We start from the raw sequence: 15,373 nt of genomic DNA, 5'->3' as shown, positions 1-15,373 counted from the left end.
GGAACGAACGGGAAGAAACAGCGGCGGCCGGATGTTGGACCCGTCGACACGCCCGACCGAAAGGATTTCCGTGGCAACCAAGGCTCTCACCCAGCAGGACTTCGACGAGGTCGTCACGAGCAATGACATCGTGCTCGTGGACTTCTGGGCCGACTGGTGCGGCCCCTGCAAGCAGTTCGCGCCCACCTTCGAGGCATCGTCGGACAAGCATCCCGACGTCGTGCACGCGAAGGTCGACACCGAGGCCGAGCAGGCCATCGCGGCGGCGGCGAACATCCGCTCGATCCCCACGATCATGGCGTTCCGCGAAGGCATCCTCGTCTACAACCAGGCCGGTGCTCTTCCGCCCGCCGCTCTCGAGGATCTCGTCTCGCAGGTCAAGGACCTCGACATGGACGATGTGCGCAAGCAGATCGCGGAGGCTCGCGCCGAGCAGAGCTGACCCACTCGTCGCGTCGACCGCGCCCGTCCCCGGTGATCCGGGGGCGGGCGCCGTCGTACGTACGGTGTGTGTACCTGCGGCCGGTGTCCCTGCGACTCGGTGTCCCCGCGACTCGGTGTCCCCGCGACTCAGTGCGCCGCGGCGTCCCAGCTGCGGCCGTAACCGACCGAGACCTCGAGCGGCACCGACAATTCGATGACGGAGTCCATCTTGTCGCGCACGAGCGCCTCGACCTGTTCGCGCTCGGCTTCGACCACTTCGAGCACGAGTTCGTCGTGCACCTGCAGCAGCATCCGCGACCGCAGTCCGGCCTCATTCAGCGCCTTCTGCACGTCGATCATCGCGACCTTGATGATGTCGGCGGCCGTGCCCTGGATGGGGGCGTTGAGCGCGGCGCGCTCGGCGATCTCCCGGCGCTGCCGGTTGTCGCTGTTGAGGTCGGGCAGGTACCGGCGGCGGCCGTAGAGGGTGGACGTGTAGCCGACCTTGCGGGCCTCCTCGACCACGTTGTAGAGGTAGTCGCGCACGCCGCCGAAGCGGGTGAAGTAGGCCTCCATCTGCTCGCGGGCCTCGTCGGTGGAGATCTTCAGCTGCTGGGCGAGACCGTAGGCGCTCAACCCGTAGGCGAGACCGTAGGACATCGCCTTGACGCGGCGACGCAGCTCCGGGGTGACCTCCTCGAGCGGCAGCCCGAACGCCCGCGACGCCACGAAGGTGTGCAGGTCCTCGCCCGTACGGAATGCCTCGATGAGCCCCTCGTCGGCCGACAGGTGCGCCATGATGCGCATCTCGATCTGGCTGTAGTCGGCGGTGAGCAGCACGTCGAATCCGTCGCCCACCACGAAACCGTCGCGGATCCGGCGACCGGCCTCGGTCCGCACCGGAATGTTCTGCAGGTTCGGCTCGGTCGACGAGAGCCGGCCCGTCGCCGCGACGGTCTGGTTGAAGGTGGTGTGGATGCGACCGTCGTCGGCGACGGACTTGATGAGTCCGTCGACGGTGGTCTTCATCTTGGTGTGCTCACGGTGCGCGAGCAGGTGTTCGAGGAAGGGATGGCCCGTCTTGTCGAACAGGTTCTGCAAGGCATCCGCGTCGGTGGTGTAGCCGGTCTTGGTCTTCTTCGTCTTCGGCATCTCGAGCTCGTCGAACAGCACCACCTGCAACTGTTTCGGCGAGCCGAGGTTGATCTGCTTGCCGATCACCTCGTAGGCGGCGTTCGCGGCGGCGGCGACCTGGGCCGCGAATTCGGACTGCAGGTCGTGCAGGTGCGCCGAGTCGACGGCGATGCCGGTGGCCTCGAGTTCTGCGAGGACCTCGAGCAGGGGCAGTTCCATCTCGGTGAGCAGGCGCACCGATTCGATCTCGCCGAGTTCGGTGTCGAGGGCCGCGGCGAGGTCGACGACGGCGCGCGCCGCGAGGATCTGCGCCTCGGCCGCTTGCGCGTCGGCGGCGTCTTCGTCGTCGAGCAACGAGAGTTGTTGCGCGCCGGTGTCTTCCACTCGCAGCTCACGCTTGAGGTAGCGCAGCGACAGGTCGTCGAGCTTGAACGAGCGCTGGCCTGGCCGCACCAGATAGGCGGCGAGCGCGGTGTCGCTGGTGATGCCGGCGAGCGTCCAGCCGCGTCCGCGCAGCGCGTGGATGGCGAACTTCGCCTCGTGCACGGCCTTCTCCACGGCGGGGTTCGCGAGCCATGCGGCGAGGGCGTTCTCGTCCTCGGGCGTGAGCGCCACCGTGCTCACATAGGCGCCCTCACCGTCGGCCCCGGCGACGGCGATCGCGGTCGCGTCGCCTCCGTAGGGAGTGCCGGTGCCCACCACGGCGAGCCCATGACGTCGACCCGCCGGGGCGTGCTCGGCGAGCCAGTCGCCGAGGGCACCCGGCTCGACGATCCCGCCGCGCACCTCGAAGCCCTCCTCGGCCTCAGGCTCGGCCGACGAGAGCGTCTCGAACAGCCGGTCGCGCAGCACCTTGAACTCGAGGTCGTCGAACAGGCGGTGGATGCGGTCGCGGTCCCACGGGGCGAGGGCGAGTTGTTCGGGGGTGTACGGCACGGCCACGTCGCGCACCATCTCGGTGAGCTGGCGGTTGAGCAACACGTTGGACAGGTTCTCGCGCAGCGCGTCGCCGGTCTTGCCGCGCACCTCGTCGACGCGGTCGACGAGTCCGCTCAGGCTTCCGTACTCGCGGATCCATTTCGCGGCGGTCTTCTCGCCCACGCCGGGGATGCCGGGCAGGTTGTCGCTCGGGTCGCCGCGCAGCGCCGCGAAGTCCGGATACTGCTGGGGGGTGAGTCCGTACTTCTCCTCCACCGCGTCGGGGGTGAAGCGCGTCAGGTCGGAGACGCCGCGCCGCGGATACAGCACCGTGATGTCACCGTTGACGAGTTGGAGCGCGTCGCGGTCGCCGGTCACCACGAGCACCCGGAAGCCCTGGGCGTGCGCCTGCGTCGCGAGCGTGGCGATGATGTCGTCGGCCTCGTAGCCCTCGATCGCCATCACCGGGATCCCCATCGCGCCGAGGACGTCCTTGGTGAGGTCGATCTGACCCTTGAAGTCGTCGGGTGCGGCGCTGCGCTGGGCCTTGTAGGCGGCGAACAGTTCGGCACGGAAGGTCTTGCGGCTGACGTCGAATGCCGCCGCGACGTGCGTGGGCTGCTCGTCGCGCAGCAGGTTGATGAGCATGGAGGTGAACCCGTAGACCGCGTTCGTGGTCTGCCCGCTGTGGGTCTTGAAGTTCTCGGCGGGCAGCGCGTAGAACGCGCGGAACGCGAGGGAATGGCCGTCGAGGAGCAGCAGGGTCGGGCGGTCGTCGGTGGCCGCGGTGGACGTCGCGGAAGTGGATGCACGGGTCACGCGTGCCAGTCTAGGGACCGAGGACGACAGCGTCGGCCACACCGCCCGACCAGCACCTCTCCGGTATGTGCGAACACTCGTTGTCCGAAGAAACGAGACCGAAACGTCCGGGTGATCCAATTTTTCCCGTGGACGTGCGATCCAGCCGCTAGAGTCCCCTGTCACGACACCGTAGTCCGGCGTCATCGAGGTTGACGATGATGCCCCGGGCGCAGTGCCGCGCTCGATGACAGCGCACCCACCGGGAGGACCTGCGTGGCCCCTACCTCGGGATGTCGGCGACGACCGACCTCGACCCTCCACCGATCGGTCCGCGCCGCACTCGTCACGCTCGCGAGTGTCCTGTTCGTCCTCGTCGGCTCCGGCCTCTCCTCCGCCCAGGATCCGCCGGACCCACCCTCACCGCCCGCGAACACGGCACCGGCCGCACCCGACGAGGAATCCGCGGAGGGGGTGACCGTCCGCGGAACGCTCAACAATGCCGGCGAACGACTCGACGGTGTCGTCGTCCGTGCGACCACCGAGAGCGGCGAGGTGGTCACCGAGACGGAGTCCGCCGACGGTGGGCGCTGGGAACTCACCGTTCCGCCGGGCACGTACGTCTTCGAGGTCGACACCGAGAGCCTGCCCGACGACGTCACCGTCCAGACCTCGGTGACCCGCGATGTCGCTCCGGGACGGGCGAACACGGTGATTTTCTCGTTCGGGGAGGCGCGTAGCGGTTCGACGGTCGCGTGGGGCGAGACGCTGGTGCGCACGATCGTCGACGGTCTGCGTTTCGGTTTGGTCATCGCGATCGCCGGAGTGGGCCTCAGTCTGATCTTCGGCACGACCGGCCTGACGAACTTCGCCCACGGCGAGCTGGTCACCCTCGGGGCGGTCGCGGCGTGGATCTTCAATGTCACCCTCGGTGTCCAGCTGATACCGGCCACGATCCTGGCGGTGATCGTCGGCGTCATCATCGGCCTACTCAACAACGCACTCATCTGGGCTCCGCTCCGGCGCCGCCACACGGGCCTGATCGCCCAGCTGGTGGTGTCGATCGGCCTCGCGATCTCGTTGCGCTATCTCATCCTGGCCTTCTATTCCGACCGCACCCAGCCGTTCGACGACTACCAGGCACAGCAGCAACTGGTGTGGGGGCCGGTCGCGATCACCCCGGTCAACCTCGCGTGCATCGTGATCAGCCTGGTGGTGCTCGTCGGGGTCGCCCTGCTGCTGCAGCGCACCCGGATCGGCAAGGCGATGCGCGCGGTGGCCGACAACCGCGACCTCGCGGCATCGTCGGGGATCGACGTCGAACACGTCATCCGCTTCGTGTGGGGTCTCGGTGGCGGGCTCGCCGCGCTCGGCGGGGTGCTGTTCGGCCTGTCGGAACTCGGCGGGCGCGTGCAGTGGGAGATGGGCTTCAAGCTGCTCCTGCTGATGTTCGCCGGCATCATCCTCGGCGGCCTCGGCACCGCCTACGGCGCACTGGTCGGCTGCGTCGTGGTGGGACTGCTGGTCCAGTTGTCCACCCTCGTGATCAACCCGGACCTGAAGTACATCGGCGGTCTGCTCGTACTCATCGTCATCCTGGTCATCCGCCCCCAGGGCATCCTCGGCAGTCGGACAAGGATCGGTTGACCCATGGATATCGTGTCGGTACTCCAGGTTTCCTTCGCCCAGCTCATCGGTCCGTCGGCGATCTTCTACGCACTGCTCGCGATCGGCCTGAACCTGCACTACGGCTATGCAGGGCTGCTGAACTTCGGGCAGATCGGTTTCGCCCTCCTGGGCGGTTACGGCGTGGGCATCATGACCGTCACCTACGACCAGCCGTTGTGGGTGGGCATCCTCGTCGGCCTCGCACTGGCAGGTCTGCTCGCGCTCGTCCTCGGCATCCCCACCCTGCGGTTGCGGGCCGACTATCTCGCCATCGCGACGATCGCCGCGGCGGAGATCCTGCGGCTGATGTTCCGCTCGACCGCGTCCGACTCGGTGACCGGATCGACCCGCGGCCTGTGGGGTTTCGCCGACCCGTTCACGTCCCTGAGCCCGTTCGATTCGAGTCGCCAGTACAACCTGCTCGGTATGCGGTTCTACGGCGACGACCTGTGGGCGATGGTCGTCGGCTGGACCCTCGTGCTGTTGCTGTGCGGGCTGGTCTACCTCCTCTCCCACAGTCCGTGGGGGCGGGTCCTCGAGGCGGTGCGTGAGGACGAGGACGCTGCCCGCGCGCTCGGCAAGAACGTCTTCGCCTACAAGATGCAGGCCCTGGTACTCGGCGGCATGATCGGCGGTCTCGGCGGCGTCTTCAACGCCCTGCAGACCAAGTCGATCAACCCCGACTTCTACTCGACCGCGCAGACCTTCTTCGCGTTCGGCGCGCTGATCCTCGGGGGTGCGGGAACGGTCTTCGGACCGGTGCTCGGCGCCATGGTGTTCTGGTTCCTGCTCACCCTCCCGGACGCCTTCCTGCGTCAGGCGATCGCCGGACCCGACCCGCTGCTCCCGCTCACCGAACAACAGGTCGGCGCGATGCGGTACGTGCTGCTCGGCATCCTCATCGCGGTGATGATGGTCTTCAGGCCACAAGGCATCCTGGGAAGCAAGCGGAAGGTGCAACTCGATGCCTGACACGATCCGACCCGACCCGACACCACCGCGCACGGTCCTCGGCGCGGACGAACGCGCCGCACTGTTCGCCGGCGTCGACCGCGCCCCCGGCGCCGCCAAACCCGACCCGATCCTCGTCGTCGACGATCTGTGCCGCACATTCGGAGGGCTCAAGGCCGTGGACGTGGCCCACCTCGAGATCCAGCGCTCGTGCATCACCGGCCTGATCGGCCCGAACGGCGCCGGCAAGACCACCCTCTTCAATCTCCTCACGGGCTTCGACCGGCCCGACACCGGCACCTGGGCGATGGACGGCGTCCCGCTCGGCCGGTTCCATCCCCATCAGGTGGCGCGGCGCGGGATCGTGCGCACCTTCCAGCTCACCAAGGCGCTGTCGAAGATGACGGTCCTCGACAACGTCCGCCTCGGCGCCCGGCACCAGACCGGCGAGCGCATGGCCGGTGCACTGCTACCGTGGACGTGGCGCCGCCAGGAACGCGAGATCACCGCGCGCGCATACGAACTGCTCGACCGTTTCGGTCTGGCCGCGAAGGCCGACGACTTCGCCGGTTCACTGTCCGGCGGTCAACGCAAACTGCTCGAGATGGCCCGTGCGCTGATGACCGAACCGACCGTCGTCATGCTCGACGAGCCGATGGCCGGCGTCAATCCGGCGCTCACGCAGAATCTGCTGGGACACATCAAGACCCTGCGCGACGACGGGACGACCGTGGTATTCGTCGAGCACGACATGGACGTCATCCGCGACATCTCCGACTGGGTCGTGGTGATGGCGCAGGGTTCGGTGATCGCGGAGGCACCGCCGGACGCCCTGTCGTCCGATCCGGCCGTGGTCGACGCCTATCTCGGCAGTCACCACGACCAGGCACTCGAATTCGACGACGAGGGCAATCCCGTGGGCGCGACCGCCGAACTCGCCGACGCCCTCGCGGACGCGGAAGCGCAGACCCTCGAGGCCGGAGGCGACCTGTCCGATCCCGATTCGGCGTCGACCGACGCGACGGCCACGACCCTGGAGAAGCCTTGAGCGACAACATCACTCCTGCACTCACCGGGACGACGCCGGCGGAACGTGCCGCGACCCCGGAGGAACATGCGCGCCTGGCGACCGGAGCTCTCCTGCGCGCCGACGATCTCGTGGCCGGTTACTTCCCCGGGGTCGATATTCTGCGCGGTTGCAACTTCTACCTGCGCGACGGTGAGATCGTGGGCATCATCGGCCCGAACGGAGCCGGCAAGTCGACCCTGCTCAAGGCGTTGTTCGGCCTCATCCCCATCCGCAGCGGCACCGTCACGCTCGGCGGGGACGAGATCACCTCGGCGCCCGCACACATCCTGGTGCGCAAGGGGATCGGCTACGTGCCGCAGACGCAGAACGTGTTTCCCTCACTGACCATCGAGGAGAACCTCGAGATGGGGATCTATCTGCGTCCGAAGGACTTCGAGAAGCAGTTCGAGCGGGTGGCGTCGTTGTTCCCGTTGCTGTCCGAGCGCCGGAAGGTCAAGGCGGGAGCGCTCTCCGGTGGTGAGCGGCAGATGGTCGCGATGGGCCGCGCGCTGATGATGGAGCCGTCGGTGCTGCTCCTCGACGAGCCGTCGGCGGGACTGTCGCCGATGTTCCAGGACGAGGTCTTCATCCGCTGCAAGAAGATCAACGCGGCGGGGGTGTCGATCATCATGGTCGAGCAGAACGCGCGTCGCTGCCTGCAGATCTGCGATCGCGGATACGTTCTCGACCAGGGCCGCAACGCGTACACCGACACCGGCAGCAATCTCATGCACGACCCGAAGGTCGTCGAACTGTATCTCGGCACTCTCGCCGGCAGCCGGGAGAAGCGGAAGGGGTGACCGCCTACCGGCGATCACCCCTTCGCTCACGACCGGCGGGTCACTCACCCACCACGATGTAGTCCTCGGTGGTCAGGGTGTTGTCGGGACCGAACACGAGTCGGCCGTACGAGCCCACGCCGGGTTCGCCCGCGTCCACGAAGGTGAGTTCGCCGGTGGCACCGTCGTAGTCGATGTCCTGATCCGCACGGAGCAGGTCGAGGCACTGCTGGTAGCTGGTGCACTTCTCCCCGTCGCGGGTCACCGAGTTGATGTTCGCGGCGATGTCCACCCCGGCGGTCGACCCTGCCTGTTCCGCGGCCAGCGCCGAGACGATCACGGCGTCGTAGGACTCTCCGGCGTAGTTGAAGTCGATCAGACCCGGATCGACGCCGAGCAGTCGCTGCTGGAACTCCTCGCCGGTGTCGGTCAGCGGCGTGGTGCCGGCCATGCCGTCGAGCAGTCCTTCGGCGACGTTCTCGCCCAGCGCGTTCCCCATGTTGCCGTCGACACCGAAGACCGCCATGCCGTCGGACGGGCCGATACCCACCTCGTGCATGCGAGTGATGATCTTCGCCGACTCCTCGAAGCCGATGAGTGCCACAGCATCCGGTGCGAAGTTGGCCACCTGGTCGACCTCCGCGTTGAACGACTGCGCGTTGGGGTCGTAGATGATCTTCTGGATCTGGTCCTCCGGGATACCGGCGTCGACGAGGTTGGTCACGGTGTTCTCGGCGAGGCCGGTGCCGTACGGATCGTTCAGCGCCAGGATCGACACGCGCTGCGCCCCGTCCTCGGCGATCAGCTGCGCGAGCGCCTGCGCCTGGAGCACGTCGGTCGGGGCGGTGCGGAAGTACAACCCGCGGTCGGCGTAGCAGACGAACTGGTCGGAGGTGTTCGCCGGCGAGAACTGCACCACGCCGGCACTGACGATCTTGTCGATCACCTTGAGCGAGACCGACGACGAGGCGGCGCCGACGATCACCTGGGTGCCGTTGGCGAGATGTCGGTCGACGGTGGTGTTCGCGGTGTCGGTCGTCGTGTCCCCGGAATCGCCCGGGAACAGTTCGACCGGCTGGTCGAGAACACCGCCCGCGGCGTTGATGTCGTCGACGGCGAGCCGGACGGCAGCGACCTCGGGCGGTCCGAGGAAGGCGAGACTGCCGGTCTCGGGGAGAATCGTGCCGATCTTCAGCGGTCCCGTGGCGGGAGTCGCCCCTGCTGTGGCCTGCTGTGGTTCGCAGTCGGTCTCGACGGTCGTCGCGGCCGCCGACCCCTCGTCACCGGCCGACGTACCGGATGCCGAATCGTCGCTGTCCGAACCACACCCGGTGAGGGCGAGCGTCGCAGCACCGAGTACCGCTACGGCGCGGACCAGAGTCCGTCTTGCCATTCAACTCTCCTTCGAACGCCTGACACCGCATCCGGCGGATTCCGGATGTGGTCGAAACATAGCGGTCGGAAGCACCCCGCGAACCCGGCCGAAATCCTTGTGATACGACCGTTATCTGCGGGGCGGAGATTTGATGTGGCGGTAACGCGTCGGGCGCCGTGAGCACTCGAAACCGGTTCGCGCGGCTAGCCGGCGGTGTCGCTTCCGAGGGTCTCGAGGACGACCACCGCGACCTGCTTCATGGTGGTGCGGCGGTCCATCGCGGCGCGCTGGATCCAGCGGAACGCCTCCGGTTCGGTCATCGCATGCTTCTCCATGAGCAGTCCCTTGGCCCGGTCGACGAGCTTGCGGGTCTCGAATCGCTCGTTGAGCCCTTGCACCTCGCGCTCGAGCTCGCGCAGCTCGGCGAAGCGGCTGACGGCCACCTCGATGGCGGGCACGAGATCGCTCTTCGAGAACGGCTTGACGAGATACGCCATGGCGCCTGCGTCGCGGGCGCGTTCGACGAGTTCGCGCTGACTGAAGGCTGTGAGAATGACCACAGGGGCGATGCGCCGCTGTGCGATCTCCGAGGCGGCGTCGATGCCGTCGCGGCGCGGCATCTTGACGTCCATGATCACCAGGTCGGGCCGGAGTTCCTCGGCGAGTTCGACGGCACGCTGTCCGTCGCCGGCCTCACCGACCACCTCGTAGCCCTCCTCGCGCAGCATTTCGACGAGATCGAGCCTGATCAGGGCCTCGTCTTCCGCTACGACGACCCGACGAGGAGTTGGTGTGCTGTCGTGCGGCGCGGAGGTCATGGTCGGGCCTTCCCCTCGGTACTGGCGGTCCCCGGTGCAGGGTGGAACGTAAGAAGGGTACCGGTGCGCGCCCACTTCGCCCGATCCTCTACAGTGGTGTCCGCAACGCCCCCGTATCCCAATTGGCAGAGGAAACGGATTCAAAACCCGTCCAGTGTGAGTTCGAGTCTCACCGGGGGCACCACTTTTCGGTTCGCGCCACACGGCCGGAGCACGCCTTCCGCATCCCGCCGATTCCGGCTCCGCTGTCGTAATGTTCCGGCGTGAGTATCTGGGTTCCCGTCGTCGTTGCACTCGTCACCGGGGTGGTGTCGTGGGCGGCCGCACGTCTGTCGCGCGAGCTGTCCCGTCGAAACCTCCGGACCCGGATCGCAGCCGATCTGGCCATCTACAACGGACTCGGCGACGAGTTCCGGAAGCGCCCCCTGCGGGAGAGCGTCGATGCCCGGTTGTGGCAGCTCGCGGCCCAGTCGATGCCGTTGGCGCCGGGATCGCGTCCGAAGCCCAGGATCCGCCAGATCCTGGCCCTGATCGCAGTGGTGTTCGTCGCCGTCGGAGCGCTCGTGTTCGTGGAACTCGTCCTGGGCATCCGGGAGGGCGACTCGGCGCGGGTGGCGCTCGCACTGCTGGCAGGTGCCCTGGTCGGATTCTCGATTCCCGGCCTGTCCGCCGATCCGGCGGAGTTGCAGGAGCGGCAGCTCATCCGGGCGCTGCGGGAGCGACGGGCCATGGAACAGCTGCAAAACGGGCAGAGCTCCTCCGCAGGTACTCCCCCGGACCTGGCGGAGACCGCGTAGCTACGATTCTCCGGGTGACCGGTTACGACGAGTTCGACATGTTCGGGGGCCTCGACCCCGCGTCCCTGCCGCTGCGCCAGCAGCAGATCCTGGCCGCGATCCGCGACTGGATCGTTGCGCAGGGATCGTCGCCGAGCACCCGGCAGATCGCCGATTCGGTGGGTCTGCGGTCGACGTCGACGGTCTCGAAGCATCTGAAGAGCCTCGCGGACAAGGGTTTCCTCCGCCGCGGCACCGCTGTGGCGCGCCAGCTCGACGTGCGCCCCTTCCTCGGCTCGTCCGGCGGTGAACGCGCATCCGACGACACCGTGACCGTGCCGGTCGTCGGCGACATCGCCGCGGGCGCACCGATTCTCGCCGAGGAGCACACCGACGACCTGCTCACCCTCCCCCGCGGTCTGGTCGGCTCCGGCACGGTCTTCGCGCTTCGCGTGCGAGGCGACTCGATGGTCGACGCGGCGATCTGCGACGGCGACACAGTGGTGGTTCGGCGGCAGCACGAGGCCCACTCCGGTCAGATCGTCGCGGCGATGATCGACGGCGAGGCGACGGTCAAGGTGTACCGGCGCCGAGGCGGCCACGTCTACCTCGAACCCCGGAATTCCGCCTATCCCGTCCTCGACGGCGACGAGGCGGTGGTGCTGGGCACCGTCGTGTCCGTCATGCGCCGCATCTGATCCCTGCCGAGATCAGCCGCAGATCCGATCGGTGACGACCGGCGGTAGTCCGTCGAGGAGATCCTGCGCGGGCGGTCCGAGGAGCGGATCGCCGGCGAGCCAGCCCAGCGGCGGGCAGTCCTGCAGGCGAGGACCGGGTTCCGGTCCGGGCGGAACCCCTTCGGTGAATGCGCCGAGGACGTGCTCGGAGAGCTGCGCCGCCGATCCGTAGGTCGACGCCGCGACGGAGAAGTCGGGGCCGAACGAGGCGGAGGCGTGGAACGAGCGGTCGTCGCTCCAGCCCCATTTCGTGCCGACGACACCGGCGATCAGCGCCGTGCCGTAGTCCTGCGGATATCCGTCGGCGGCGGTGTCGTAGGCCGTGGCCATCGCGGCGAGCACCGGCGAACCGGGGTCGGTGCGCTTCTTCGTCTCGAGATAGGTGACCATGTCGTGCGTCGACGTGGTGCCGACACCCCAGTAGCCGGGCACGTGGGTGTCGGTGAGCCCGAACTCCGCCACGGTCGACGAGATCGCCTGGGGGTATTCCGCGTGCAGGCGGTCCGCGATCGCGTCGTTCGACGACCGGATCATCTCCGTCGCGTCGGCGTGATCCGCAGGATCGACGTAGGTGAAAACGTACTCGGCCGGATACATCTTGACGATCGACACGTCGGCGCGGGACTCGTGCTCGTTCGCAGTGCCGGCGCGCAGACCGGTCGGGGTGTGCGCGAACGAGATCTGGGTACTGCTCGGAGCAGCGATCGCGCCGGTGTCGTCCACGATCGGCACGGGCGCTGCGGAGGCGATGTGACCGCCGAGGGCGGTGAGGGCGGCTACGGCGAGGGCTGTCGCAATCGGGCGGTTACCCCGAAGCGGACGAGCAGTGACGGCCGCGACCTGCACGCGGCCGTTCCTGTCGGTGCCCGCCTCTACAGTTCGGTCGTCCGAGGATCGCTCCGGAACCAGCGACACGAAACGGATCCACCATGTCGATGCCCGCCACTCCGCCCACTCGTCGACCGTGTCGATCGTCTGTCCCGGTGCGCCCCGCTCGCGGACCGGGCTCCCGGGTGATCGCGTGCCGGACGACGATCCCGTTCGGGCGCGACAACGACGGCACGCCCGTCTCGTGGGATCTGTCCGCCGGACGGCACCTGCTGATCCGACGCGACGAGCGCCGCTCGTCGCCCAGCGTGTCGCTCGACCTGATCGCGATGACGACACTGACCGGCGGCACCCACGACCTGGTGGTCATCGATCCGCACCGTCGTCATCGCTGGCTCGGTGGCTCCGCCTCGCTCCCCACGGGGCCGTGTTGCTGGGCCACCACCACCGATCAGATCACCGACGTGGTCGCCGAACTCGATTCGCCGGTCGTCGACCCCCCGCGCGTGTTGCTCGTCGCCGATCTCGCCGCGACGGTCGCGGCGCTCGACGACGAGGGGCGCACCCGGCTCGCCCGGGTAGCCGTGGACGCACGCGAACACCAGTTGCTGCTCGTCGCCACCACCGCCGACACGAATCCCCGCTGGTATCCCGAGGGGCTGATCGACGCGTTCGACGACATCGTCGCGCGGCGGCGCGAGGAGAGTCCGTCCTTCGGCCTTCGCTGATCGCTCGATCGGCCGAGGAAGTTCTCGATACCCCGCAATGCTCGATTGACGCCGAGAAAGACCGATCGAGCTGCCACAATCGTTCTACGAACACCCTCCCGTAGCGACTCGGTGATCGTCACGGTGCGCGGAGGACGGATCGATGAACGTCGGCAAAGTGGTCATGCTGGTCGTCGGTATTCTCCTCGTGCTCATCGGAGGCGCTGCCGCGGTCGGAGCGCTCATTCTGGGGTGGTTCTTCGTCGTCCAGCGCGCCGACGGTTTCATCACCGGTCCCGAGGGGACCCTCCGGACGCAGACGCACGCGTTGGTCTCCGAACGTCTCGACCTCGTCACCGACGATCAGAGCCCCACGGGTCTGCGCAGTGAGGACATCGGCCGGCTTCTGGTGCAGGCCACCGCACTCGATCCCGCATCGGCGGTGTTCGTCGGGATCGCTCCCGTCGGGGAGGTCGAGGCCTATCTCTCAGGGGTCGCCCACGCCGTCGTGACCGATCTGCGGTTCGAGCCGTTCGAGGTCACCTACCGTGACGTTCCCGGGGGCGACACTCCGGCTGCTCCTTACGCGCAACAGTTCTGGGTCGCATCGGCGGAAGGGACCGGCACCCAGCAAGTGGAATGGGATCTGCGCGACGGCACATGGACCGTGGTGGTGATGAACGCCGACGCATCCGCAGGGATCGGCGTGGACGTGCGCGCCGGGATCCACATCGACCTGCTCGGACCGGCCGTGCTCGCCCTGCTGATCCTCGGTCTGGTTCTTCTCGCCGTCGGTGTCCCTCTGCTGCTCGCCGGCGCGGTCGGACTCGGTCGGCACGGGCCTCCGCCGCCCAGTCCGGTGTCCGCTCCCGCTACCGGCGCCACTCCGGTCACCGCACCTTCGCACCCGGCGGCGGTGCCCTATCCGGTGCATCTGCGCGGCGATCTCGACGAACCGTTGTCGCGGTGGCTGTGGCTGGTGAAATGGCTGCTGGCGATCCCCCATTTCCTCGTGCTGTTCTTCCTGCACATCGCGTTCGTCGTGGCGACCTTCGCGGCCGGGATCGCGATCCTGTTCACCGGTCGTTATCCGCGCGCACTGTTCGACTTCGACGTCGGCGTGCTGCGGTGGACCTGGCGCGTCGCCTTCTACACCTATTCGGCGCTGGGCACCGACAGGTACCCGCCGTTCGGCCTGCACCGCACCGATTACCCGGCCGACTTCGACGTCGAGTATCCGGAACGGCTCTCCCGTGGGCTCGTCCTGATCAAGTGGTGGTTGCTCGCGATCCCCCATTACGTCGTACTGGCCGTGCTGGCCGGAGGATGGCTGGGCGGGTGGACCCTCGGTATCGCGGCCGGCGACGGCAGCGACGGTGCTACCGGGAACGGCATGTGGGCCTTCGGATCGCTGCTGGGCGTGCTGGTGTTGTTCGCCGCGATCGTGCTGCTGTTCACCGGCACCTATCCGCGATCGCTGTTCGACTTCGTCATGGGCATCAACCGGTGGCTGTACCGTGTGTGGGCGTATGCGGCACTGATGCGCGACGAATACCCGCCCTTCCGTCTGGACCAGGGCGCGCGCGAGCCGATCGAGCAGGTCTCCGTCACTCCCCCGGCCGGCCCGACCGGCACCGGTCAGCCCTGATCACGCGGTATATCGATGAGGCCTTCCCGGATCCTCTCCGTCCACGCGTCGACGTCGACCCAGTCCCGGGCATCGCCGTAGTGTCCGCCCATCAGCCGGAAGACGATCCGCCCGATTCCGGCCCAGTCGCCCGAAGCGATGGCACCGGCGAAGAAACGGTGATCACGCACATCGGTGATCGAACGGAGGTTCTGCACCGCCCGAGGTTCCGGCGTGACCCGTCGCAGATATGCCGCCACCCGGGGCGAGAGAATCGTGCTGGTCGCTCCGATCGACGAGACGGAGAACGCCCACACCGGTCGCCCTTCCGATTCGGTGCCCAGCCGATAGATCGCATCGGAAGCCTCGGGGAGCCACTGCCCGTTGTGGATCGCACTTCCGACGATCAGCGCCTCGTACGTTCGTACCGACGCGACATCGCCGAGCGCGCGCAGTTCCACGGCACCGCGGCTTTCCAGTCCCGCAGCGATGCGTTCGGCGATTCCCCGCGTCGACCCTCGAGCGGTCGCGTAGCCGATCAGGACGGACATGGCGGGGCCTTTCGGCAGTGGGTGATTGCGCCGGATGCAGTCTCCAGTGTGAGAAGCGGCGTGCACGGCACGTGAGGGTCTTCGGTCACTTCCTGCGGGCAGGTCGGGACCGTCGACTCTTGTGCGACCGACCGGTCCGAGCGTGTGCTGGCAGGGTCCCGAAACCGCAGGATCCCGGAAAAGCAGGGCCCGAAACGGCCGTGCCCGCAGCTCG

The 15,373-nt window shown here is 67.8% G+C and carries 14 protein-coding genes and 1 tRNA gene; 10 read left to right on the top strand and 5 right to left on the bottom strand.

Features of this window, described 5'->3' with window-relative positions; translation table 11 throughout:
• Positions 1–70: 70 nt before the first annotated feature.
• On the top strand, positions 71–442 hold the full coding sequence (trxA, locus tag BLV31_RS12630) for a thioredoxin (protein ID WP_064060155.1): 372 nt from the start codon (positions 71–73) through the stop codon (positions 440–442).
• 128 nt (positions 443–570) lie between these two features.
• Here trxA and polA read toward each other — a convergent pair whose 3' ends face one another.
• The gene (gene polA, locus BLV31_RS12625) at positions 571–3,294 is read right to left on the bottom strand and encodes a DNA polymerase I (protein WP_064060154.1); all 2,724 of its coding nucleotides are present in this window, start codon (positions 3,292–3,294) and stop codon (positions 571–573) included.
• A 255-nt stretch (positions 3,295–3,549) separates the two neighbouring features.
• Here polA and BLV31_RS12620 point away from each other — a divergent pair, with 255 nt between their 5' ends.
• Genes BLV31_RS12620 through BLV31_RS12605 form a run of 4 tightly spaced genes read left to right on the top strand, consistent with a single transcriptional unit; the run spans position 3,550 to position 7,761 of the window.
• Positions 3,550–4,920 carry a branched-chain amino acid ABC transporter permease gene (locus BLV31_RS12620; RefSeq protein ID WP_064060153.1) on the top strand — a complete coding sequence of 457 codons (1,371 nt, stop codon included), beginning with the start codon at positions 3,550–3,552 and terminating at the stop codon, positions 4,918–4,920.
• Positions 4,921–4,923: 3 nt separating this feature from the next.
• Positions 4,924–5,913 carry a branched-chain amino acid ABC transporter permease gene (locus BLV31_RS12615; protein WP_006554014.1) on the top strand — a complete coding sequence of 330 codons (990 nt, stop codon included), beginning with the start codon at positions 4,924–4,926 and terminating at the stop codon, positions 5,911–5,913.
• A complete protein-coding gene (locus tag BLV31_RS12610; protein WP_064060152.1) occupies positions 5,906–6,940 on the top strand; it encodes an ABC transporter ATP-binding protein in 1,035 nt (344 codons plus the stop codon). The genes BLV31_RS12615 and BLV31_RS12610 overlap by 8 nt, the downstream gene beginning before the upstream one ends.
• Positions 6,937–7,761, top strand: a complete 825-nt coding sequence (locus BLV31_RS12605; RefSeq protein ID WP_006554016.1) for an ABC transporter ATP-binding protein — start codon at positions 6,937–6,939, stop codon at positions 7,759–7,761. Before BLV31_RS12610 ends, BLV31_RS12605 begins: the two co-directional genes overlap by 4 nt.
• A 40-nt stretch (positions 7,762–7,801) precedes the next feature.
• Here the strand turns inward: BLV31_RS12605 and BLV31_RS12600 are convergent, their stop codons facing one another.
• Positions 7,802–9,133: an ABC transporter substrate-binding protein gene (locus BLV31_RS12600; RefSeq protein WP_019289674.1), complete on the bottom strand. Its 1,332-nt coding sequence runs from the start codon at positions 9,131–9,133 to the stop codon at positions 7,802–7,804.
• Positions 9,134–9,318: 185 nt separating this feature from the next.
• Positions 9,319–9,933, bottom strand: a complete 615-nt coding sequence (locus BLV31_RS12595) for an ANTAR domain-containing response regulator (protein WP_064060151.1) — start codon at positions 9,931–9,933, stop codon at positions 9,319–9,321.
• A 107-nt stretch (positions 9,934–10,040) separates the two neighbouring features.
• Here BLV31_RS12595 and BLV31_RS12590 point away from each other — a divergent pair.
• The 3 genes from BLV31_RS12590 to lexA all read left to right on the top strand — a co-directional run bounded on the left by BLV31_RS12590 (position 10,041) and on the right by lexA (position 11,407).
• Positions 10,041–10,117: transfer RNA gene (locus tag BLV31_RS12590), tRNA-Leu, on the top strand.
• A gap of 79 nt (positions 10,118–10,196) precedes the next feature.
• A complete protein-coding gene (locus tag BLV31_RS12585) occupies positions 10,197–10,730 on the top strand; it encodes a hypothetical protein (protein ID WP_064060150.1) in 534 nt (177 codons plus the stop codon).
• 14 nt (positions 10,731–10,744) lie between these two features.
• Positions 10,745–11,407: a transcriptional repressor LexA gene (gene lexA / locus BLV31_RS12580; RefSeq protein ID WP_064060149.1), complete on the top strand. Its 663-nt coding sequence runs from the start codon at positions 10,745–10,747 to the stop codon at positions 11,405–11,407.
• 12 nt (positions 11,408–11,419) lie between these two features.
• Here lexA and BLV31_RS12575 read toward each other — a convergent pair whose 3' ends face one another.
• Complete coding sequence (locus tag BLV31_RS12575; RefSeq protein WP_064060179.1) at positions 11,420–12,292, bottom strand: hypothetical protein; 873 nt, start codon at positions 12,290–12,292, stop codon at positions 11,420–11,422.
• 137 nt (positions 12,293–12,429) lie between these two features.
• Here BLV31_RS12575 and BLV31_RS12570 point away from each other — a divergent pair, with 137 nt between their 5' ends.
• Positions 12,430–13,002, top strand: a complete 573-nt coding sequence (locus tag BLV31_RS12570; protein WP_006554022.1) for a hypothetical protein — start codon at positions 12,430–12,432, stop codon at positions 13,000–13,002.
• 142 nt (positions 13,003–13,144) lie between these two features.
• The gene (locus BLV31_RS12565) at positions 13,145–14,629 is read left to right on the top strand and encodes a DUF4389 domain-containing protein (RefSeq protein WP_064062002.1); all 1,485 of its coding nucleotides are present in this window, start codon (positions 13,145–13,147) and stop codon (positions 14,627–14,629) included.
• Here the strand turns inward: BLV31_RS12565 and BLV31_RS12560 are convergent.
• The gene (locus BLV31_RS12560) at positions 14,620–15,159 is read right to left on the bottom strand and encodes a flavodoxin domain-containing protein (RefSeq protein ID WP_006554024.1); all 540 of its coding nucleotides are present in this window, start codon (positions 15,157–15,159) and stop codon (positions 14,620–14,622) included. The genes BLV31_RS12565 and BLV31_RS12560 overlap by 10 nt on opposite strands.
• Positions 15,160–15,373 lie beyond the last annotated feature (214 nt).

The organism is Rhodococcus pyridinivorans, from assembly GCF_900105195.1.
Lineage (GTDB): Bacteria > Actinomycetota > Actinomycetes > Mycobacteriales > Mycobacteriaceae > Rhodococcus > Rhodococcus pyridinivorans.
This window is presented reverse-complemented; position numbering and strand designations above follow the sequence as displayed.

What these genes read in the sequence shown, in the direction of transcription:
- BLV31_RS12595 (WP_064060151.1), bottom strand. Translation starts at nt 9,933, where the DNA reads ATGACCTCCGCGCCGCACGACAGCACACCAACTCCTCGTCGGGTCGTC.
- BLV31_RS12615 (WP_006554014.1), top strand. Translation starts at nt 4,924, where the DNA reads ATGGATATCGTGTCGGTACTCCAGGTTTCCTTCGCCCAGCTCATCGGT.
- BLV31_RS12565 (WP_064062002.1), top strand. Translation starts at nt 13,145, where the DNA reads ATGAACGTCGGCAAAGTGGTCATGCTGGTCGTCGGTATTCTCCTCGTG.
- BLV31_RS12560 (WP_006554024.1), bottom strand. Translation starts at nt 15,159, where the DNA reads ATGTCCGTCCTGATCGGCTACGCGACCGCTCGAGGGTCGACGCGGGGA.
- BLV31_RS12610 (WP_064060152.1), top strand. Translation starts at nt 5,906, where the DNA reads ATGCCTGACACGATCCGACCCGACCCGACACCACCGCGCACGGTCCTC.
- BLV31_RS12600 (WP_019289674.1), bottom strand. Translation starts at nt 9,133, where the DNA reads ATGGCAAGACGGACTCTGGTCCGCGCCGTAGCGGTACTCGGTGCTGCG.